Annotated in this window: 16 protein-coding genes; 9 read left to right on the top strand and 7 right to left on the bottom strand. The window is 39.2% G+C overall.

The annotated features are described in order from the left end of the window. The first annotated feature begins 122 nt into the window (after nt 1–122). The gene (locus BMX11_RS16465; protein ID WP_090886227.1) at nt 123–914 is read left to right on the top strand and encodes a TerC family protein; all 792 of its coding nucleotides are present in this window, start codon (nt 123–125) and stop codon (nt 912–914) included. Here the strand turns inward: BMX11_RS16465 and BMX11_RS16460 are convergent, their stop codons facing one another. Beyond that, nucleotides 915–1805: a bestrophin family protein gene (locus tag BMX11_RS16460; protein WP_090886222.1), complete on the bottom strand. Its 891-nt coding sequence runs from the start codon at nt 1803–1805 to the stop codon at nt 915–917. Between the two features lie 84 nt (nt 1806–1889). On the opposite strand from BMX11_RS16460, the gene BMX11_RS16455 reads away from it, so the two are divergent. From BMX11_RS16455 to BMX11_RS16445, 3 genes are all read left to right on the top strand, one after another. Next, nucleotides 1890–2522, top strand: a complete 633-nt coding sequence (locus BMX11_RS16455) for a Pr6Pr family membrane protein (RefSeq protein WP_090886221.1) — start codon at nt 1890–1892, stop codon at nt 2520–2522. Nucleotides 2523–2622: 100 nt separating this feature from the next. After that, complete coding sequence (locus tag BMX11_RS16450) at nt 2623–4143, top strand: MFS transporter (protein ID WP_090886219.1); 1521 nt, start codon at nt 2623–2625, stop codon at nt 4141–4143. A gap of 11 nt (nt 4144–4154) precedes the next feature. After that, nucleotides 4155–4406: a DUF6814 family protein gene (locus BMX11_RS16445; RefSeq protein ID WP_090886217.1), complete on the top strand. Its 252-nt coding sequence runs from the start codon at nt 4155–4157 to the stop codon at nt 4404–4406. Nucleotides 4407–4572: 166 nt separating this feature from the next. Here BMX11_RS16445 and BMX11_RS16440 read toward each other — a convergent pair whose 3' ends face one another. Beyond that, the gene (locus tag BMX11_RS16440; protein WP_090886214.1) at nt 4573–5757 is read right to left on the bottom strand and encodes a class I SAM-dependent rRNA methyltransferase; all 1185 of its coding nucleotides are present in this window, start codon (nt 5755–5757) and stop codon (nt 4573–4575) included. Nucleotides 5758–5893: 136 nt separating this feature from the next. After that, entirely contained in the window at nt 5894–6928 is a 1035-nt protein-coding gene (locus BMX11_RS16435) for a LacI family DNA-binding transcriptional regulator (RefSeq protein WP_090886213.1), read from the bottom strand. A 264-nt stretch (nt 6929–7192) separates the two neighbouring features. Here BMX11_RS16435 and BMX11_RS16430 point away from each other — a divergent pair, with 264 nt between their 5' ends. The 5 genes from BMX11_RS16430 to BMX11_RS16410 all read left to right on the top strand — a co-directional run bounded on the left by BMX11_RS16430 (nt 7193) and on the right by BMX11_RS16410 (nt 15772). After that, nucleotides 7193–10381: a SusC/RagA family TonB-linked outer membrane protein gene (locus BMX11_RS16430; RefSeq protein ID WP_090886211.1), complete on the top strand. Its 3189-nt coding sequence runs from the start codon at nt 7193–7195 to the stop codon at nt 10379–10381. 22 nt (nt 10382–10403) lie between these two features. Further along, nucleotides 10404–12200, top strand: coding sequence for a RagB/SusD family nutrient uptake outer membrane protein (locus BMX11_RS16425; protein WP_090886246.1), 1797 nt, complete (start codon nt 10404–10406; stop codon nt 12198–12200). A gap of 10 nt (nt 12201–12210) precedes the next feature. Continuing rightward, nucleotides 12211–13776, top strand: a complete 1566-nt coding sequence (locus BMX11_RS16420) for a fibronectin type III domain-containing protein (RefSeq protein WP_090886209.1) — start codon at nt 12211–12213, stop codon at nt 13774–13776. Between the two features lie 228 nt (nt 13777–14004). Beyond that, a complete protein-coding gene (locus BMX11_RS16415; RefSeq protein WP_090886207.1) occupies nt 14005–15024 on the top strand; it encodes a pectinesterase family protein in 1020 nt (339 codons plus the stop codon). A gap of 7 nt (nt 15025–15031) precedes the next feature. Then, nucleotides 15032–15772: a rhamnogalacturonan acetylesterase gene (locus tag BMX11_RS16410; protein ID WP_090886244.1), complete on the top strand. Its 741-nt coding sequence runs from the start codon at nt 15032–15034 to the stop codon at nt 15770–15772. 138 nt (nt 15773–15910) lie between these two features. On the opposite strand, the gene BMX11_RS16405 is transcribed toward BMX11_RS16410, so the two are convergent. From BMX11_RS16405 to BMX11_RS16390, 4 genes are all read right to left on the bottom strand, one after another. After that, entirely contained in the window at nt 15911–17536 is a 1626-nt protein-coding gene (locus BMX11_RS16405; RefSeq protein ID WP_090886205.1) for an NADP-dependent glyceraldehyde-3-phosphate dehydrogenase, read from the bottom strand. Nucleotides 17537–17654: 118 nt separating this feature from the next. After that, on the bottom strand, nt 17655–19094 hold the full coding sequence (locus BMX11_RS16400) for an MFS transporter (protein WP_090886203.1): 1440 nt from the start codon (nt 19092–19094) through the stop codon (nt 17655–17657). Between the two features lie 24 nt (nt 19095–19118). Next, a complete protein-coding gene (locus tag BMX11_RS16395; RefSeq protein WP_175474590.1) occupies nt 19119–19781 on the bottom strand; it encodes a beta/alpha barrel domain-containing protein in 663 nt (220 codons plus the stop codon). Beyond that, nucleotides 19774–20829: a sugar kinase gene (locus BMX11_RS16390; RefSeq protein ID WP_090886201.1), complete on the bottom strand. Its 1056-nt coding sequence runs from the start codon at nt 20827–20829 to the stop codon at nt 19774–19776. The genes BMX11_RS16395 and BMX11_RS16390 overlap by 8 nt, the downstream gene beginning before the upstream one ends. Nucleotides 20830–20863: the final 34 nt, after the last annotated feature.

Raw genomic sequence — 20863 nt, 5'->3', positions numbered from 1 at the left:
TGAAATGGCGGTTTTAGTTTGGGTAATGCTTCCGTTTAATGGTCGAAAATATTCCCTTCCGGAGGAACTTTTAAATCAATTGTGTTTTTATATCTTCGCTTTATCAGATTTAAACACCTTTTATGGAACTACTCACTAGCGCAGAAGCCTGGATATCCTTATTTACATTAACGCTTTTAGAAATTGTTCTGGGGATAGATAATGTAATTTTTGTCAGTATCATTTTAAATCGGGTAAAGCAGGACTCGCAAAAAACAGCCCGGGTAATCTGGATGCTTACAGGGATTGCTTCTCGATGTTTGATGCTTTTTGGTTTAAGCTGGTTATTATCTCAGAAGGGAAAATTCATTATTCCGGAAAGTTGGTTTGGTAAAGGGTTTGACCTGGCGAGCCTGGTGATGTTGTTGGGAGGATTATTTTTAATCTATAAATCGGTAATGGAGATACACCATAAACTGGAGGGTGAAGATCCATCGTTGAGTACAGAAAATAAAAAACCTTTGGGTTTTGGTCAGGCTGTTTTTCAGATTATGCTTATTGATGCTGTTTTCTCTTTCGATAGCATTATTACGGCAGGCGGAACGGCAAAGCATGTTGAGGTAATGATTGTTGCAGTGGTAATTGCCATGTTTATTATGTTTACGTTTAGTCCTAAAATCGCGGGCTTTATTCACCAACATCCTACATTAAAGATGTTGGCGCTGTCTTTTTTGGTGATGATTGGTTTAAGCTTAGTAATAGAGGGCTGGGATTCAAGAGCCGCTCACGAAATGCACCTTAAAAATTACATCTACTTCGGTATGGCATTTTCTGTTTCCGTTGAGGTATTAAATATGATTTTTAGAAAACGCCAGCAGAAAAATATTGTTAAACTGAACCAACCCCGTATAGAATCGGAAGAGAAAAATAGCTAATTAAAGTACGTACTCGTCGTTTATTGGTTTTATGGGCTCAGGTATGTCTGTTTCTCCCAGCATTTGTAAAAGGTTAATTTCTATTGTTCGAGTGATTTGATTTAGCGGAACTCCAGCCGAATTATTCTCAAACGGGTTGACCAAACTCATCCCATTGATTTGGGTAGACACAAAGACAAAGCCAATTAGCCAGCCCAGGAAGATGGAATAAACACCTGCTGATTGACTGATTACCAGTGTAAAGGTGACCACAAAAAGCCAGATGAAAACTTTCGTTAAGTAACTATAGGTGGTAGGGAAAATGGTGTTTTTTATTCGCTCACTCATACCCATAGAATCAGAGAAGCGCACCAGCATTTCATTGATTTCAATAAAACGGAATCCATCTATAGCACTCGATTTTGACAGCTTTTGCAGATCGCGCGATTGAATATTGAGGATGGCATTGTGCATATTTTTATGCTTTTCCATCTCTTTTATATCGGCTTCATTAAGATATTTAATGTAAATTTCATCAACTGTTCCTCTCAGATTTGCCTTTAAGGCATATAGAAAGGCAATATGACGATATACCATGCGCTTTACGGTTTCTTCTTCACCGTCTACATAATTGAGCAATGCCCTTGTAAAAGAGCGGGAGTCGTTTACCAATGCGCCCCAAACTTTTCTCGCTTCCCACCACCGGTCATAAGCCTGGTTATTGTTAAAACCAATAAAGAATGCAATTGCAGTACCCAACAGTGTTGGTATGATGGAAGGGATTTCAAAATGATGCGCAATTAAATACTCTCTCACTAAATAAGAAGCCGTACAAGAGGCAATCATAATCAGATCTACATGCCATGTATTTCTTAAAATTCTACTCAGACGTATGTTTTGTACCAGAAGCATAAACTTTTTTTGAAATGAAATTACAAATTGAAACCAGAAATGTTTTAAACTCCTTAAATTTAGTAATCACAATCGTTAAAAAGTATGAAATCAGCCTTCTCCTATAAATTATTTACGGGTATTTTATTTTTTATCTTTTGGTTTGGCATCATTCTACAGTTCGTATTGATTTTGGAAGACCGGCAATATAACTGGCTCCAGTCTATAGATGGCTTTTTAATGTACTTTACTGTGTTAACCAATATTATCTGTGGCCTGGCCTTAGGTTCTGTATTATTTTATTTAAACAGTAAAAGTGGTAATTTCCTAACTAAATCCAGTTGGCTTACCGCAATAACCGTGTATATCGTGGTGGTGGGTTTAATTTATAACCTCGTTTTAAGGGGAATTGTGAATTTAACGGGGCTGTCTGTATTGGCTAATGAGTTGTTGCATGTAGTTAATCCCATCTTATTTTTAATTTTTTGGATGGCTTTTGTGGATAAAAGTACATTAAAGTATAGCCAGATTTATGCCTGGCTTGTTTATCCCTTTTTGTATATGGTTTTTGCACTCGTTAGAGGAGCTTTGGTTAATACCTATCCTTATCCCTTTCTCAATGTAAGCAAACTCGGCTATGCCGGTACAGCACTAAACTGTTTAGGTTTATCGGCAGTTTTCGGGTTGGGATCGCTATTATTTGTTTGGGCAGGAAAACAGATCGCTTCAAAGAAATAATGAATGAAATGGAATAAGGTTTTTAAGAAGATTTCGAAATAAACGTTTTTAATACGTTTTAAATCAGCTATATTCGGAAAACCAAATATTCCAATTTCTTATGAGTGAAGCATTACCTAAGAACAATATCTTCAAAGTGATCGGTGCCTCTTCCCTGGGCACATTAATTGAATGGTACGACTTTTATATTTTCGGCAGCTTGGCTGTGATCATTGGTTCAAAGCTATTTCCTGAAGATGCAGGAGCTTCTGCATTGATTAATACCCTGGCTATTTTTGCCGCCGGCTTTATTGTGAGGCCCTTTGGTGCGCTGGTTTTTGGTAGGCTGGGCGATTTGATTGGAAGAAAATATACTTTCTTACTAACGCTCGTATTGATGGGGGGATCCACCTTTCTCATCGGGCTTATTCCTTCTTATAAAACCATCGGATATGCGGCGCCCATTTTAGTATTGATACTTCGTTTGGTTCAGGGGCTGGCTTTGGGTGGAGAATATGGCGGAGCCGCAACATATGTGGCAGAACATGCCCCTGAAAACAGGCGTGGCTTTTTCACCAGCTGGATCCAAACCACAGCCACACTGGGTTTATTTCTTTCTTTGGGCGTGATTGTGATTACCAAAAATGTGCTTGGTGCCGATACTTTTGCCGATTGGGGCTGGAGAATTCCCTTTCTCCTTTCTATTTTGCTGGTGGTGGTATCCATTTATATCCGGATGAAAATGCACGAATCGCCCATGTTTTCGAAGTTAAAATCGGAGGGAAAAATTTCTAAAAATCCATTAAAGGAAAGTTTCAATAACAAGGCTAATTTTAAAATGGTATTGCTGGCGCTGTTTGGTGCAACCATGGGGCAAGGAGTGATTTGGTATACCGGACAGTTTTATGCACAATCTTTCTTAGAAAATACCTGTAAGCTCGATTTCAACGATTCCCGTTATATTCTGCTCTGGGGAATTGCCTTTGCAACGCCGTTTTTTGTCATTTTTGGTGCATGGAGCGATAGGGTTGGCCGAAAGTGGATTATGCTTGCCGGAATGCTTTTAGGCATTGTTTTTTACCGTCCAATTTATCAGACCTTTTTAGATGATACAGATTTCAGCTCGGTAAGCCAAAGCGAAATTGTTTCGTCAACGCCAAGCATTCATACCGTGCTGTTAGACCAGAGCCAGGACAGTTTAAGAACAACCGCTACTAAAATCGTATTAAAGGATGGTGCTTCTTTTGTAAAGCTACAGCATGATACTTTATCTGTGGCCAAAGGAATTGTTCCTGCAAAAGAGCTGATTAAAGATAAAGTGCTAAGCAAGCCTGTTTTCTGGAAGTTTATTGGTTTAATTTTCTTTCAGATTTTATTGGTTACCATGGTTTATGGGCCTATTGCTGCATTTTTGGTAGAACTTTTTCCAACGAAAATAAGATACACTTCCATGTCTTTACCTTACCATATTGGTAATGGGGTGTTCGGCGGATTGGTTCCTTTCATTGCCACCTTAATTGCCAGTTTTGCTGGTTCTACACCATTATCAGGCCTTTGGTATCCTATCGGGATTGCCGCGTTGAGTTTAATTATTGGTACCATTTACCTCTCTAATAAAAGAGATGAGCACGTTAACGACTAAAAATTTATCATATGAATACGTTAAAGAAATTTTTGGGCCTGGTTTGGATGGTTTTGGGTCCACTAGCCATGACCTTTTTGGTTATCCAGGCGATAGATAAGGTGGGATTAACCCATACCGCTATTGAAAGAACAAATACCATATTGCAATGGGGAATTATTCTCTTCATCTTTTTTCCTATAAGCTTAGGATTGATGATTTTTGGTTTTTATGCCTGGAAAGGTGAATATGAACGATTGCCAGCTAGTTCGGAAGAACTTTAGTAAGGTTATGAACAAATTGAAGTATGAGTTCTAAGCTCCCACAGATTTAACAGATTAACGCTGATTTTTACCTTCAATAGAGAAGAGATAAGTAATCTGTTAAATCTGCGGGTGAATTCTTGATTTTAAGTTGTTTGCGAAATACGTACTTCAGCAACTAAAACTTCTACAATACTCTTAATAGCAATCCTTTTAAATACTCTCCTTCAGAGAAAGAAATTCGAACGGGATGATCTTCGGGTTGGCAAAACTGTTTAATAATTTGAACCTCTTTACCTGCATCTAAGGCAGCCCAGGCCACTATTTGCTTAAAGGTTTCAATATCTACAGCGCCAGAGCAAGAGAATGTAGCCAATAAGCCTCCTTTTTCAAGTAACAACATTCCTAAACGATTAAGATCTTTGTAAGCACGGGCTGCACGATCTAATGCAGAGCGCGAGGGTGCATATTTAGGCGGATCCAAAACAATCACATCGAATGATTCGCCAGCTGCAGCAAAGGCTCTTAACTGTTTATTTACATCAGACTGAATGGTGGTTACTTTGTTGGTATCGAATTTATTAAGCTCAATATTTTGTTTAAGTGTATCTATAGCTAATGCAGAACTATCTACACTGGTTACACTTTTTGCTCCGTTTGCTAAACTATTTAAGCTAAAACCACCGCTGTAGCTAAAACAATCTAACACTTTCTTATCTTTTGTATAACTCGCTAAAATTTTTCTGTTATCGCGCTGATCGCAGTAAAAGCCCGATTTTTGTCCTTCAGCGATGTTGATATGGTAAATGATACCGTTTTCTTTTACTTCTAAAAACTCCGGTGGATTTTCACCCCACAGCAAGCCATTTTCGATATGCAAACCTTCATGCCCGCGTGCGGTAGCATCGCTTTTATCAAAAATACCCTTAGGATTTAATGCTGAACGAAGAATTTCTACAATATCGTTTTTTACGCGCTCTATTCCAGAGCTTAGGATTTGTAGAGAAAGGAAATCGGCATACTTATCCACAATCAATCCCGGTAAAAAATCAGCTTCGCTAAAGACTAACCTGCAGGTATTGGTTTCATCATTGAGGATAAATGCTCTTGAAGCAATGGCCTGTTTCAAACGATTTTGATACCATGATTGGTCGATAATCTGGTCTTCATTCCATTCTAAAAGACGTACGGCAACGCGAGAATTGCCATTAAAATATCCGTAAGCTAAAAACTCCCCATCAAAGGCAAATACTTTTACTACATCGCCATCATTAGGTTTGCCTTTAACTTTTTCCAAAGCACCAGAAAACACCCATGGATGCCTTTGGATAGCAGCTTTCTCTTTACCTCTTTTTAAAATGATTTCTACCATTCGGCAAAGGTAAGAATAAGTTTTTTAGAGTATCAAGTAGTAAGTATCAAGTATTGAGATGCAAATTATCTGAAATAGGATTATCAAGATAAAAGATATTTGAACCCTTTACGCATAAAAAAATGGACTATTTTACTTAAAGAAACTTATTCGATGCAGCCTTTTGTATTTTAATCAATTCGGTATCTAAAATTCTGGTTTCAAAATCAACTACTGGTCTTTTGGCTTCAATCATGGAGATCAGTAGTTCTGTAGCCACTTGCCCCATTTCGAAAGCCGGTTGTCTTACGGATGTTAGAGATGGAGAAAAAAGTTCGACAAGGTTAGAATTGGTAAAACCAGCGATTGCTATTTTATGGGCAAATTCCGGGTTGGTATTTTTAAGTGCCATAATGCAACCCGTTGTCAATCGATCACTGGCTATGAAAATGCCATCGGGTTTTAGTGGTAATAGCTCTTTTACAGCTGTTTCCAACTCTTCGCTATGCATTCCGCCGTGTTGGCAATACTTCACCAAATCGGGGTTAAAATCGATGTGGTATTTGGCCAGGGCAGCCTGATAACCCTTTAAACGCTCCCTGGTGATAGATAAATTCTCTGAGTTGGTTAAATGGGCAATTGTTCGCTTTCCAGATAAAATTAAGTGTTCTGTGGCATCAAATGAGCCTTTAAAGTTATTGGCAATTACTTTATGTGTTTCGAAGTTTTCAGGTACCCGGTCAAAGAAAACAATGGGTAAGCCTTTGGCGTATAAATCCCGAAGGTAATCGATGTTTTGTGTTTCAGAAGATAGCGCAATGAGTAAACCGTCAATAGAGCGTGATGCCAGGTGGTCTACGTTAAGTTTCTCCTGCTCAAAGGATTCGTGACTTTGTGAAATGATTACATGATAATCTTTATCATAAGCGATAGATTCGATACCATTAATTACCTGTGAAAAGAAGTTGTTTGCTATTTCGCTAACAATAATGCCAATAGAATAGCTTCGTCTTTCCTTTAAACTTCTGGCTATAGGGTTTGCCCTGTAATTAACTTTTTCGGCATAAGCCAAAACCAGTTTCTTCGTTTCTTCACTAATTTCGTAACGGTCTCTTAAAGCCCTGGAAACTGTTGATGTAGAAAGTCCCAGCGCTTTAGCAATATCTTTTATGGTAGATGTCTCAAATCTCATTTTTCGCAGTTGCGTACAAGTTACAAAAAATATCTCTTTTGGGCTGTTAAAAAGCCTTAATTAATAACTGTCATATCTACGTTTTTGGGAACGATTGCACAGTTTTTTAGTTAAATCTGATTTCAAATGGTTTTAAGTTTGTAAAATTGTTACAATAACGTAACCAAATATTAACGAATTATAACATTCTGAAATAGAATTATATTCTACATGCAAGCGATTGCGTGTTCTTAAGTAACCAAATTATCCTAAATACAATTAATTATGAGCAGAGTTTTACTTTTATTAGTATTGCTATCTTTTTCATTTCTTCCCCTTTCCTATGGCCAGAACAGGCAACTTACAGGGGTGGTGAAGGACAAGTCGGATGGAACAGCACTTGTTGGTGTTAGTGTAACCTTAAAAGATTCAAAGGCAGGAACAAGTACAGATGCAAATGGTGTTTACAAAATATCTGTCCCTCAAAAGGGAAGTATCCTGGTTTTTAACTATATGGGTTATAAAACCAAAACAGTAATTGTTGGCGACCAAAACAAAGTAGATGTTACTTTAGAAGAGGATGTGAATACCTTGCAGGAAGTTACGGTGAATGTAGGTTATGGTGTAGTAAAGAAGAAGGATCTTACGGGGGCCGTTTCATCAGTAAGTTCGGAGGTTATTGCGGCTGCACCTGTTTCTTCTGCATTGGAGGCAATCCAGGGCAGAGTTGCTGGTATTAGCATTGCTTCCACCGAAGGTTCTCCCGATGCCGATCTGACAGTGAGGATCAGGGGTGGTGGTTCTATAACCGGCGATAATTCACCACTTTACATTGTTGACGGCTTTCCTGTGGCATCCATTGCAGACATTGCTCCACAAGACATTGAATCTATCGACATTTTAAAAGATGCATCTTCCACAGCAATCTATGGTTCGAGGGGAGCAAATGGCGTAGTGCTGGTCAGCACCAAAAACAGTAAAACAGGTAAAACAGCGATCGCCTATAATGTTTTCACGGGAGTGAGAAACCTGGCAAATAAATTAGGTTTATTAAGCCCATCTGACTACGTAAGATGGCAATATGAGCGTTCGTTACTAGACAATTCTCCAAATGATTATACCCAATACTTTGGTAATTACCAGGATATAGATTTATATAATAATGTTCCAGCTAACGATTGGCAGGAAATCATTTTCGGCCGTACAGGTACTACATTCAACCAAAATATAAACATCAGCGGCGGAGGAGATAAAACGAAATACAGCCTTAGCCATACCTTTGTGAAAGACAAAGCTATTATGCAATTGTCTGGTTTCGAAAGACAGAATATCAACTTTAAAATTAACCACAAGCTTTATGATAAACTTACGCTTGACTTTGGTTTAAGGTATGCCAATACGAAAATAAAAGGGGGTGGAGCGAATGAGCAGAACGAAGTTTCATCAGCAGATTCGAGACTGAAAAATGCGATGCTTTATCCTTCATTTCCTGTACCTGGTTTAACTACCACTACAGAAACAGATGATGAGTTTAATTTGTACAATCCCATGATTGCCATTTCTGATAACGATCAGTATATCCAGCGCAAAACTTATAACATCAACGGTGCCATTAATTATGATATCATCGATAATTTAAGATTTCGTTCAGAAGTAGGTTACGACGGTTTTAGAAATGATCAGGATCGGTTTTACGGAACAACCACTTATTACGTGAGAAATGTTCCATCTGCAGAGAACCAAAACCTTCCGGCCATCATTTTAGCCAATACCAATAGAAATAGTTTTAGAAATGCGAACACTTTGAATTATAGTTTCGGTAAAATTTTAGGTAAGAATCATAATCTGAATGCATTAGTTGGTCAGGAATTTATTAAAACCGAAAACGGGATCTTAACCAGTGTTGTTCATGGATTTCCGAAATCGTTCGGTTTCCAGGATGCACGTGTATTGTCTACACAAGGGAAAGCTAATTCTATCGATAATAACTTTTCTCCGGATGACAAGCTCCTTTCCTTTTTTGCCAGAGCAAATTATGACTATCAGGGTAAGTACCTTTTCAGCGCTGCATTTAGGGCCGATGGTTCATCCAAATTTTCGCCTGAGAATCAATGGGGTTATTTCCCGGCATTTTCTGCTGCCTGGAGAATCTCTCAGGAAAAATTTATGTCAGGAACCAAATCCTGGATTACGGATTTAAAAATCAGAGCCAGTTATGGTAGTGTAGGTAATAATAATATTCCCCCCGGACAAATGAATCAAACCTTTCAAAATTCGGTTACCACCTGGGTTAATGGCTTTAATAACTATTGGGCAGCTTCGAAAACAATGGCCAATCCAGATTTAAAATGGGAAACGACGGTTACGAATAACCTCGGTATAGACTTTACGCTATTCAACTCCAAACTTAACGGTACCATTGATCTGTATCGTAACAGGACGAAAGATTTGCTGCTTCAATTCCCTGTTGCGGGTACGGGATATGATTTTCAATATCGCAATATTGGTGAAACACAAAATAAAGGTATTGAGTTCTCACTAAACTGGACTGCTATCAAAAAGACCAATTTTGATTTGAGCTTTAGCGGAAACATCAACTTCAACCGCAATAAAGTAGTTTCTTTGGGATCTATTAAAAATATTAACGGGTCATCAGGTTGGGCCTCTACAGAAATTGGTGTAGACTACTTAGTAGAAGAAGGTGCGCCACTGGGCCGGATTTATGGTTATCGCAATGCAGGCAGATATGAAGTTTCCGATTTCACGGGTTACAATGCTACTACAGGCAACTGGACATTAAAGCCTGGAGTAGTAGATGGAACTTCGTTCTTAGGAACCATCCGCCCCGGTACGATGAAAATTCAAGATCTTTCCGGTGATGGAAAAATTGACCTGTCGGACCGAACGGTAATTGGAAATGCTAACCCATTACATACGGGAGGTTTCTCTGTTAATTCCAGAATTTATGGCTTCGATATCGGTGCTTATTTTAACTGGAGTTTTGGAAATGACATCTACAATGCCAACAAGATCGAATATACTTCTACCAGTAAATACAGTTCCAGAAATATGATTGATATTATGACATCGGGTAACCGTTGGAATAACCTCCGCGCAGACGGAACTATTAGCAATGATCCAACTGAACTTGCTGCTATGAATGCGGGTACTACCTTGTGGTCGCCATATATGAAAACATTTGTATTGAGCGATTGGGCAGTAGAAGATGGCTCGTTCCTGAGATTATCAACAATCACTTTAGGGTATACCTTACCAGATAAAATTGCAAGTAAGCTAAAGATGAAAAAACTGAGGATTTATGCTTCGGGCTATAATTTATGGTTATTGACCGATTACACAGGATTTGATCCCGAGGTTTCTACCAGACGCCGCACTAACCTCACTCCAGGAGTAGATTATTCTGCCTACCCGAAGAGTAAATCATTTGTATTTGGTTTGAATGTTAATTTTTAGACTACAATTTAATTTTAAAGTAATGAAAAAGATTATATATACATTATTCATCCTTACAGGGCTCACTTTCGTGACCAGCTGTAAAAAAGCGCTTGATGCACCTACGAAATCTTCTTTAGACGAATCGGTGATTTTTTCTACACCCGGCTTGGCAGAAGGGGCCGTTGCAGGAATCATCCAATCATTTGGAGAAACCAACTCTTACCGTGGTCGTTTTTTGGTTTTTTACGGAATTAACAACGACACTGAGGTTAACAATGGTTTAAAAGCCATTAATGATGATAAATCAAGGCTTTCTAATTACAATGCCAACACTAACAACGGGCAAATGAATACCGATAACAATGCCTGGGCGAAGTTTTATGAAGGAATTGAACGTGCTAATCTGGCGATAAGAGGAATCAGGACATATGGTAAGATTGAAAGTAACCCTCAAATGGCTCAAATACTTGGTGAAGTATTAACTTTAAGAGCGGTACTGTATAATGATTTAATAAAAGGATGGGGAGATGTTCCTGCGCGTTTTGAACCCATTACAACAGCAACAACTTACTTGCCTAGAAATGATCGCGATGTTATTTATAAACAATTGCTCGCAGATTTAGAAGAAGCATCGGGTTATTTGCCCTGGCCAAATGATAATGCTACAACGGCTAAGGTAGAACGCGTAAGCAAAGCCTTCTCTAAGGGATTGAGAGCACGTTTGGCGCTCGCCGCAGGCGGATATGCGCAACGGTTAGATGGAACAGTGCATTTGAGTGCAGATCCTGACCTGGCACCTGCCAAGATGTATGCCATTGCTAAAAAGGAGTGTCTGGATATCATCAACAGCAACAAGCTTAGATTACTGGGCTTTGAAGAAGTATTTAGAAAATTAAATGAGGAAGCTGGTGCGGCAGGATTAGAATCGATCTGGGAAATCCCATTTAGTGAAGGCCGGGGAAGGGTAATTTTTGATTTAGGCGTAAAACACTTAAAAACAGATAAATATACCGGTCAAAATAAAGGTGGTACGAATGGTCCGAATCCTATTATGCTTTATGAATATGAAGCTGGCGATGTACGAAGAGATGTAACCGTTGTGCCTTACGAATGGGATGGTGGAACGGGTGATACAGGTGGTTATCAGGTGCCATCGAGTTTAGGTCGTTTGTATTTCGGTAAGTATCGCTACGAGTGGATGAAAAGAAGAGTTACTTCTACCAATGACGATGGTTTAAACTGGATGTACATGCGTTATGCCGATATCCTTTTGATGGCTGCTGAAGCCATTAATGAAATAGATGGTCCGACTGCTGCGGCTCCATACTTGAGAATGATCCGCGACCGTGCTTTTCCTAATAACGCAGCAAAAGTTACTGCCTTTATGACTACGGCAACGGCTTCTAAAACTGCCTTTTTCAATGCCATTGTTAACGAGCGTGCTTTAGAATTTACTGGTGAAATGTTGAGAAAAGGTGATTTGATTCGCTGGAATCTTCTCAATGCCAAAATAGCAGAGGCAAAAACCAAATTGCAACAATTGGAAGCCAGACAAGGAAAATACGCTAACCTCCCTGCAAAAATTTACTACAGAACAGCAGCTAATGGAGAGACGGTTGAAATTTATGGATTAAACTTTGGAGATACTGATGCACAAGGTGCTGCATTGGGCTATACTTCTAATAAGGCCTGGACCATGGTTGCTTCTGGAGATGCCTCAACTTTTTGGGATGCATTAGCGGTTAAAGATCCAAATGCGCAACAAGTTTGGCCGATTTGGCAAGTGTTTATAGACTCTTCAAACGGGATGTTAAATAATAAAAATTTGAATTTATAAATCGCTGGTTATGAACAGAAATATATTATTGAGTTACATTTTCTTTCTGATAACCTTGGTGGGTTTTTCAGGATGCAAGGATAGTGATTTACAAGAAATTACCAAACTTGAGGTTGATCGTGCCTTTTCTCCAACGGGACTGAGTGCTACAGTGGTGAATAAAACCGGAGTAAGATTAACCTGGAAGGCAGTAAATAACGCCAAAACCTATACGATAGAAATTTTTGAAACAGCAGATTTTTCCGGAAATCCCGTGAAAAAAGTTGAAAATATCACTTTTGCGCAACTCCCTTATACGGTTACAGGGCTAAGTGGTGATACACAATATGCCATCAGGGTTAAAGCTGTAGGTGAAGGGGTTACAGATTCTAAATGGATTACCGCAACAGCAAAAACAGATGCTGAGCAAATTTTCCAGACAGTAAATGCCGCTAAGTTAACGGCAAACACAGTGGTGTTAAACTGGACTCCCGGAGAAGTAGCCACTACAATAACCCTTACACCCGGGAATATTACACGTGCGGTTACAGCGGCAGAAATTACAGCAGGTGAAGCCACAATAACGGGTTTAACCGGAGAAACTACTTACACGGCTAAATTGTTAAATGCAACGAAGGTTCGCGGCACCATAACCTTTACTACTTTACTCGATTTAGGCGGCGCAATTGCTGTTTACCCAACCGATAATCTGGCCACCTTAATGGCTAACGCCAAAGCTGGCGATGTATTTGCACTTTTCCCCGGAACCTACAACATCAATGCAGATGTAACTGTTGCAGCAAGTATTTCCTTAAAGGGAGCAAAACCTACAGATAAACCTATTATTAAAGGAATGATTGTAAGGTTAAAAGGAAACGCAGGTTTGGGTTTGAAAGATTTAGAAATTGATGGTACAGGCGCTATTGGCGGTAATCAAGCCATTATATATGATGAAGCTTCAGACAATGCCTATGGAAATCTGAACATTGAGAATTGCAACATCAAAAACTATGTAAAAGGTTTAATATATGTGAATGTGAAAGCCTTAATCGAATCGGTTAATATGAAAGGAAATATCATCAGTAATATCGAATGTAATGGTGGCGATTTTATTGATTTTAGAACCGGAATTGCGAAAACTTTAACCTTTTCAAACAATACGGTATACGCCTCGGCACTGGCAAGAGACTTTTTTAGAATGGACGCTGGAGGTTCTACCAATTTCCCAGCAATCACTTCTGTTATTACCGTATCAAACAATACCCTTAACGGGATGTGTAATGGAGCGGCCAACAGGTTATTGTACATTCGTTTAGCTAAGCATGAAATTTATTTTTCTAAAAACATCGTGGCTAATTCTGGAGGTATTTTAACCAATCAGGCTTCAACGATTATTGTACAGGCAAACTTTACAGCCAATAACTATTACAATGCAGCAACCTACATGGCCGGAAGTGTTACAGCTGGTGCCAAATATGACACCGGAACATTTACCACATTGAACCCAGGTTTTACTGCCCCAGCTAGCGGTAATTTTACGATAAGCGAAAGCACTTTAAAAGCAAACGGCATAGGCGATGCCAGATGGAGGAACTAATTAAAATTGAGAACTGTATCATAAAAGATCGATTTTCATTCTCAACTTGTCGAGGAACCTGAATAAGTGTTATTATGGCGTTTCGACAGGCTCAACATGACAGTTGGAATTAAAAAATGGATTTATGATCGATTGTAATTCTTGAGCTTGTCGAAACACAGATTGATTCGAATTTATGATACAGTTTTTTAATAATCTCTACCAAATAGTTTTTATCTTTCATCAATCATGAAATTACCCCTATTAAGCATTTTTATACTCCTGATATTTGCTTTTTCTTTCTTTAGTAGCCAAGCTCAGGATAGCAAATACCCAGCTACTTTAACCGTGGCACAAGATGGATCAGGGAATTACAAAACCATTCAGGAAGCGATAAATTCTGTCCGCGATTTAGGGGAAAGGTGGGTTAAGATTTACATCAAAAAGGGGACCTACCGCGAAAAATTAATTATCCCTTCCTGGAAGACCAAAATATCATTAATTGGAGACAGTAAGGAAGGTACGGTGATCACGAATGATGATTATTCTGGCAAGCCCAATAAGAGCCCTCAGGATGCATCTGGGCTACCGAAATTCAGTACCTACACTTCCTATACTTTGCTTATTCAGGCCAATGATATTCGCTTAGAAAATTTGACCATTATTAACGCTTCGGGGAGAGTTGGGCAAGCCGTGGCCTTGCATGTAGAGGGAGATCGGTTTATAGCTCAAAACTGCGCTTTGTTGGGTAATCAAGACACGTTATATGCCGCAACGGAGCATAGCCGTCAATTTTACAAAGATTGTTTTATTGAGGGAACAACCGATTTTATTTTTGGAACAGCAACAGCGGTTTTTCAGGATTGTACCATTAAAAGTTTAACCAACTCTTACATTACCGCCGCTTCTACTTCGAGCAGACAAAAGTTTGGTTTTACATTTATCAACTGCAAAATCATAGCAGATAGTGCTGTAAAGCAAGTTTTTCTGGGAAGGCCCTGGCGACCTTATGCCAAAACGGTATTTCTGAATTGTAACTTAGGAAGGCATATTGTTCCTGCCGGCTGGAATCCCTGGAAGGGAGATTTAATGTTTCCGGATAAGGAAAAAACAACTTTTTATGCTGAATACAAAAGTACTGGCCTGGGCGCATCGCCTCAAACCAGATTACCCTGGACTAAACAGTTAACCGACCGGGAGGCAAAAAATTATACCCTTAAAAATATATTGGCGGGAACAGACAACTGGAATCCACTCATCAATGAATAGACAAATTATGAAAAGAAACTTTTATCCATTTTTAGCAGTTGGAGCATTAACCATTTTGCTCTCTTTTACCCTTATTCAGAAAAAAACAACAGTATATATTATTGGGGATTCTACAGCTGCCAATAAAAGTGAGAAAGCATATCCGGAAACCGGTTGGGGAATGGCTTTGCAGTCATTTTTTAAAAATGATGTCCTGGTTGACAACCGGGCTTTAAATGGAAGGAGTACCAAATCATTCAGGGCAGAAAAAAGATGGGATCCTATTATGGAAAAACTTGCGCCAGGTGATTTTGTCCTTATTGAGTTCGGGCATAACGATGAGAAAGTGGATAAGCCGAATGTTGGCGTATCGTTGGCTGATTTTAAGATAAATCTGGTTAATTACGTTAAAGAAGCCAGAAGTAAAAAGGCAATTCCAGTGCTTTTAACCCCGATTGCAAGAAGGAATTTTAAAAATGGGATCTTAATTGATACGCATGGCGATTATCCCCGGATTACAAGGGAAGTGGGCGATTCTCTTAAGGTTCCTTTGATCGATATGTTGGCCAAAACGGAAAGCTTATTAAGTCGCCTGGGAGATCTACCTTCCATCAAGTTATTTAATCATGTAGATTCTGGAAATGTAAATTATCCCAATGGGAAAAAGGATGATACACATTTAAGCCCTGAGGGCGCGAGGCAGATTGCGGGTCTGGTGGCGAAAGGAATTAAAGAACAGAAATTAGGAATTGCGAAAAGCTTGAAGTAATAAATCTACCGTCCCGTTGGTTTTATAGTTCATAGGGCCAGGCAATCAGTCTATTCTCTCATTCAGTCATTCAAAATTCACTCATTAAAACGCAAATGGCCCGAAAACTTCAGTTTTCGGGCCATTTGCGTTACGATTTTAAAAGATATACTTTGTACTTAAGAAGTTAGAATCATCGCCTTTCACGATTTCATTTAACAGCTTTTTGTTGTCGTCAGTAAATTTGGTCGCAACCAAAGAACGGATAGAGAACGAACGCAGTGCATCTACAACAGAGAGTGTTCCTTCAGCACTGTCTTTTCTACCGGTAAATGGAAAAGCATCCGGACCGCGCTGACACTGGCAATTGATGTTTACCCGACTTACCTGATTAACCAAAGGATCAATCAAAGAAGAAATTACAGCGGCATTATTGCTGAAAATACTTACCTGCTGACCATGTGGAGAACCAATTAGGTATTCGATAGGTTCTTCTAAGTCATCAAAAGGAACTACCGGAACAATTGGACCAAACTGCTCTTCACGATACAGTTTCATGTTGCTGTTAACAGGATACACAATGGCAGGGTAAACGAAAGTTTCGAATGTTTGTCCACCGTTTTTGTTCACCACTTTTGCACCATGAGCTACCGCATCATCAATACATTCTTTTAAGTATTCCGGTTTATTCAACTCTGGAAGCGGGGTTAGGTTTACACCTTTCTCCCAAGGCATTCCAAATTTCAGTTTCTCCACTTCGTTTGACAGGCGTTTCAGGAACTCCTGAGCCAAACTGCGGTGTACATAAACGATTTTTATTGCTGTACAACGTTGTCCATTGAAAGAAAGTGAGCCTAAAACAGTTTCAGAAACCGCCAAATCCAGGTCAGCATCTTTCGTAATAATGGCTGCGTTTTTAGCATCTAAACCTAAAATAGCCCTTAAACGATTCACTTTTGGGTGAAGTTTTTTCAACTCATTGGCCACTTTGCTAGAGCCAATTAAAGTAAGGACATTGATTTTTCCAGATTTCATTAAACCAGGAACAATACTATTGCCACGACCATAAATGGTATTTACTACACCTTTAGGGAAACTAGAACGGAAAGCCTCCAGTAAAGGGTAATGCAATAAGGTACCATGTTTAGGCGGTTTGAATAAAAGCGTGTTGCCCATAATCAAAGCAGGGATTAACGTGGTAAAGGTCTCGTTTAAAGGATAGTTGAACGGGCCCATGCAAAGTACCACTCCGAGTGGTGAACGTCGTACCTGAGCCACAATTCCTTGTTCTATTTCAAAACGGGAGGATTGTCTGTCGATATCTTTTAAGGCATCAATGGTTGCGTAGATATATTCTACTGTACGGTCGAATTCTTTAACCGAATCTGCATACGATTTTCCGATTTCCCACATAATTAATTTCGCAACAATTTCTTTTTGCTCAATCATCTTACGGGTGAAGTTTTCTACGCAGGTAATGCGGTCTGCCACGCTCATGGTTGGCCATTGTCCGCGTCCATTATCGTAAGCGGCTACAGCAGCTTCTAAGGCCTCTGTAGACTCCTTTTCTGTGCATACAGGGAAGCTTCCAATGCGTTTTCGTTTATATCCATCGGCAGTTTTTACGCATACAGGTGAAAAAACCTCATTAAACGGACCAGTCCAGGGTTTCATTTCTCCATTAGAGAGAAATTCCTTTTGGTTGATCTCTTCCTTTAGCCTAAATTCATCTGGAATTTGACTTTCTTCAACGAAAATACTTTCGAGGTTTAACGTTGTGCTCAATTTTTAGTAGTAGTTAGGGTTTATAATTGTAGGTCTATAGTTTAAGTATAGATTAGTTGTGTTAGGGTTTAGAAAGGATACGGAATCTGCCGGTTTGCAAATTCCATATCCTGATCAATTATTTCAGTTCGATAACTTTATACTTTGGAACGAGGGTTTTCATAACTGTCCAGCCAATTAGATAGCATACTGCACAGATAGAGAAGATGATAAAATATCCTGCTTCTTCTCCTTTGAAGCCCATAAATATGATTTGATTTTTACCGGTGTAATCAAATAAAACACCTGATCCTTTATTAATGATGAAAGAGCCGATACCACCAGCCATACCACCAATTCCGGTGATGGTTGCAATGGCCTTTTTAGGGAACATATCACCAACAGTAGAGAAAATATTAGCAGACCAGGCCTGGTGCGCAGCACCTGCAATACCGATAATTAATACCGGAATCCAATAAGTAATGTGTCCTAAAGGTTGTGCCAACAAGGCTAATAATGGGAAAAAAGCAAAAATTAGCATGGCCCTCATTCTGCCTTCATAAGGGTTCATGCCCTTTTTTTCAACAAAATAAGTGGGTAGCCATCCACCAATGATTGATAATAAGGTGATTACATAAAGTACAAATAAAGGAAGCGCACTTTGAGTAGAATCCATACCATATACCGATTTTAAATAGGCTGGTGTCCAGAAAAGGAAGAACCACCAAACACCATCAGTCATGAATTTACCAAAGGCAAAAGCCCAGGTTTGTTTAAACTTAAAGCAGTCTATAAAAGATACTTTTTCTGTAGTTTCCTCTACATAATCGGCTAATTTCCTGTCTGCAATCACATCCTGTTGGATATAGGCCAATTCTTCAGCGCTTACGCGGGGGTGTAATTCAGGTTTTTTATAAACGAAAACCCATAATCCCATCCAGATAAAACCTAAAGCACCGATGATGATGAAAGACATTTCCCATCCATAGGCTTTCGCGATGAAAGGAATAGTTATGGGAGCGGCCAATGCGCCTACGGTTGCTCCTGCATTAAAAATACTGGTTGCAAAGGCCCTGTCCTTTTTAGGGAAATACTCTGCAGTAGCTTTAATTGCTGCAGGAAAGTTACCCGCTTCACCAACGGCTAAAACGAAACGTGCAAAAATAAACAGGGTTACACTAACAGAAATGATCATGCCTGTATCGTTTACCGTTGCAAGGGCTTCTTTAGAACCTTCAAAGCCTACCAGCCAGTTGCCTGTAATAATACCGGAAGTAGCAATACCACAAAATGCGTGTAAACAGGCACCAATAGACCAGATACCAATGGCCCACAAGAAACCTTTTTTGGTATCTAACCAATCTACAAAACGACCAGCAAAAAGCATGGAAGCAGCATAAAAGATCGAAAATAAAGCGGTGATATTTCCGTAATCGTTATTGTCCCAATGGAATTCTGGTTTAATAAAATCTGTCCAGGTTAACGAAAGTACCTGTCTATCTAAGTAATTTATCGTAGTAGCAAGAAAAAGCAGCAGACATATGGTCCATCTATATTTGCCTATTTTAGGTTGGCTCATTTGGTTAGGTGTGTTTTTGTATTATTATTTACTCTTTTGAATTAAATCAAGTGCTAGTTTGGTATTTTCTTCAAGCTCCTCATAAAGCCCTTTGCTCATTACCTCTTTACTGATGAGTTTACTACCCATGCCAACCGCACAAACACCAGCTTTAAACCAGGTTTTGAGGTTGTCGGCGTTGATTTCTACTCCGCCGGTAGGCATAAATAACTGGCCGGCAAAAAGATCTTTAATAGATGAGATAAATTCCGGACCTAAAATGTTGGCAGGGAAAATCTTAATGAGCATGGCTTTATGTTCCTGGGCAACGTTAATTTCTGTTGGAGTCATACAGCCTGGAATCCAAAGCATACCTATTTTATTGGCAATTTCAGCTACCGCAGGATTAACAATTGGCGCTACAATAAAGTCAGTTCCAGCTTCAATAAAAGCATGTGCATCAGCCGGAGTTTTAATGGTACCTATTCCCAAATAAAGATCGGGCATTTCAGCATCACGAACTTCTTTTAACTTTTTAAAGTTGGGTAAAGCTGATTTACCGCGGTTAGTATATTCAAAAACACGAACACCTGATTTATACAGGGAACGTAATATTTCTACACTACCAGCCTCGCTATCCTGGTAAAAAAGCGGAAGCATACCTTGCTCTAAAATCGCATCTAAAATTTTGTGCTTGTTACTAATCATGATGTATAATTCTTTTTTCTATATCTGCTACGGTGCTGGTTGTAGCATCGCTTGCAATGTATAATTTATCGTATGCTGCTGCGGTGGCAAAATTGAGCGTTTGTTTAACCGGAAAATGATTGTAGAAACCATAAATTAATCCGGCCATAAAACAATCTCCACTACCTACTTTATCTAAAATTTCTTCTGAAACATATTCTTCAGATACGGTGAGTTGATCTTCAGTATAAATGGCGGTATAATATCTGATCCCTTTACCATGATCAAATCTGAAAGTATTGGCAACAGCTTTACACGCTGGGAACAAACTTAATATTTCTTTAGAAGTATCTGCGGCTTGTTGTAGTAACGTTTCCTTTGCATAACCCTCAGCTTGCTTCAAATCTTCGTGAAGCCCTGTTCCCAACATTTTATTTGCTGCCCAAACATTGCCCATAATTAAAGTGCAGTACCTGGCCAGTTGTGGTAAAATATCAATAGGTTCTTTGCCGTACTTCCAGAGTTTAGCGCGATAATTTAGATCTAAAGAAATCACTATATTTCTTTGGCTTGCGGCCTCTAAAGCCTCTAAGCATACATCGGCAATATCTTGGTTAATTGCAGGACAGATGGCACTAAAGTGAAACCAGGTTACCCCTTCAAAAACGGCATCCCAGTCAATTTGTCCAACTTTTAGTGTTGCATAAGCCGAATTTGCACGGTCGTAAATTACCCCTGCATTTTTAAGGTCTTTTCCTTTTGGAAGATAATATAAGCCTAAACGTTCACCATGAAAAACCATGGGTGTGGTATCTACAGCTTTAGCTTCAAGATAATCGATAATTTCTCTGGTTACAGAATTATCCGGCACAGCCGATAAGTAAGCAGAAGGAACATTCCAAAGGGCTAATGCGGTAGCTACGTTAAGTTCTGCTCCGCCAACATAGAAAGGAAGTTTATTTTCTTTTAACCAGTGCCCATCCATATCGGGGCAAATGCGTAAAAGGATTTCTCCAAAACTTAAAACTTTTTCTCCTTTTTTTGATAGGGAGGTTATTTGGTCACTCATTTTTTGTTCGGTCGGCTTATTTATGCAGTTTCTG

Source organism: Pedobacter rhizosphaerae, from assembly GCF_900111155.1.
Classification (GTDB): domain Bacteria; phylum Bacteroidota; class Bacteroidia; order Sphingobacteriales; family Sphingobacteriaceae; genus Pedobacter; species Pedobacter rhizosphaerae.
This window is presented reverse-complemented; position numbering and strand designations above follow the sequence as displayed.

Bases quoted from the DNA above. Each gene is read 5' to 3' on its own strand.
- BMX11_RS16465 (WP_090886227.1), top strand. From the start codon at position 123: ATGGAACTACTCACTAGCGCAGAAGCCTGGATATCCTTATTTACATTA.
- BMX11_RS16460 (WP_090886222.1), bottom strand. From the start codon at position 1,805: ATGCTTCTGGTACAAAACATACGTCTGAGTAGAATTTTAAGAAATACA.
- BMX11_RS16455 (WP_090886221.1), top strand. From the start codon at position 1,890: ATGAAATCAGCCTTCTCCTATAAATTATTTACGGGTATTTTATTTTTT.
- BMX11_RS16450 (WP_090886219.1), top strand. From the start codon at position 2,623: ATGAGTGAAGCATTACCTAAGAACAATATCTTCAAAGTGATCGGTGCC.
- BMX11_RS16445 (WP_090886217.1), top strand. From the start codon at position 4,155: ATGAATACGTTAAAGAAATTTTTGGGCCTGGTTTGGATGGTTTTGGGT.
- BMX11_RS16440 (WP_090886214.1), bottom strand. From the start codon at position 5,757: ATGGTAGAAATCATTTTAAAAAGAGGTAAAGAGAAAGCTGCTATCCAA.
- BMX11_RS16435 (WP_090886213.1), bottom strand. From the start codon at position 6,928: ATGAGATTTGAGACATCTACCATAAAAGATATTGCTAAAGCGCTGGGA.
- BMX11_RS16430 (WP_090886211.1), top strand. From the start codon at position 7,193: ATGAGCAGAGTTTTACTTTTATTAGTATTGCTATCTTTTTCATTTCTT.
- BMX11_RS16425 (WP_090886246.1), top strand. From the start codon at position 10,404: ATGAAAAAGATTATATATACATTATTCATCCTTACAGGGCTCACTTTC.
- BMX11_RS16420 (WP_090886209.1), top strand. From the start codon at position 12,211: ATGAACAGAAATATATTATTGAGTTACATTTTCTTTCTGATAACCTTG.
- BMX11_RS16415 (WP_090886207.1), top strand. From the start codon at position 14,005: ATGAAATTACCCCTATTAAGCATTTTTATACTCCTGATATTTGCTTTT.
- BMX11_RS16410 (WP_090886244.1), top strand. From the start codon at position 15,032: ATGAAAAGAAACTTTTATCCATTTTTAGCAGTTGGAGCATTAACCATT.
- BMX11_RS16400 (WP_090886203.1), bottom strand. From the start codon at position 19,094: ATGAGCCAACCTAAAATAGGCAAATATAGATGGACCATATGTCTGCTG.
- BMX11_RS16395 (WP_175474590.1), bottom strand. From the start codon at position 19,781: ATGATTAGTAACAAGCACAAAATTTTAGATGCGATTTTAGAGCAAGGT.
- BMX11_RS16390 (WP_090886201.1), bottom strand. From the start codon at position 20,829: ATGAGTGACCAAATAACCTCCCTATCAAAAAAAGGAGAAAAAGTTTTA.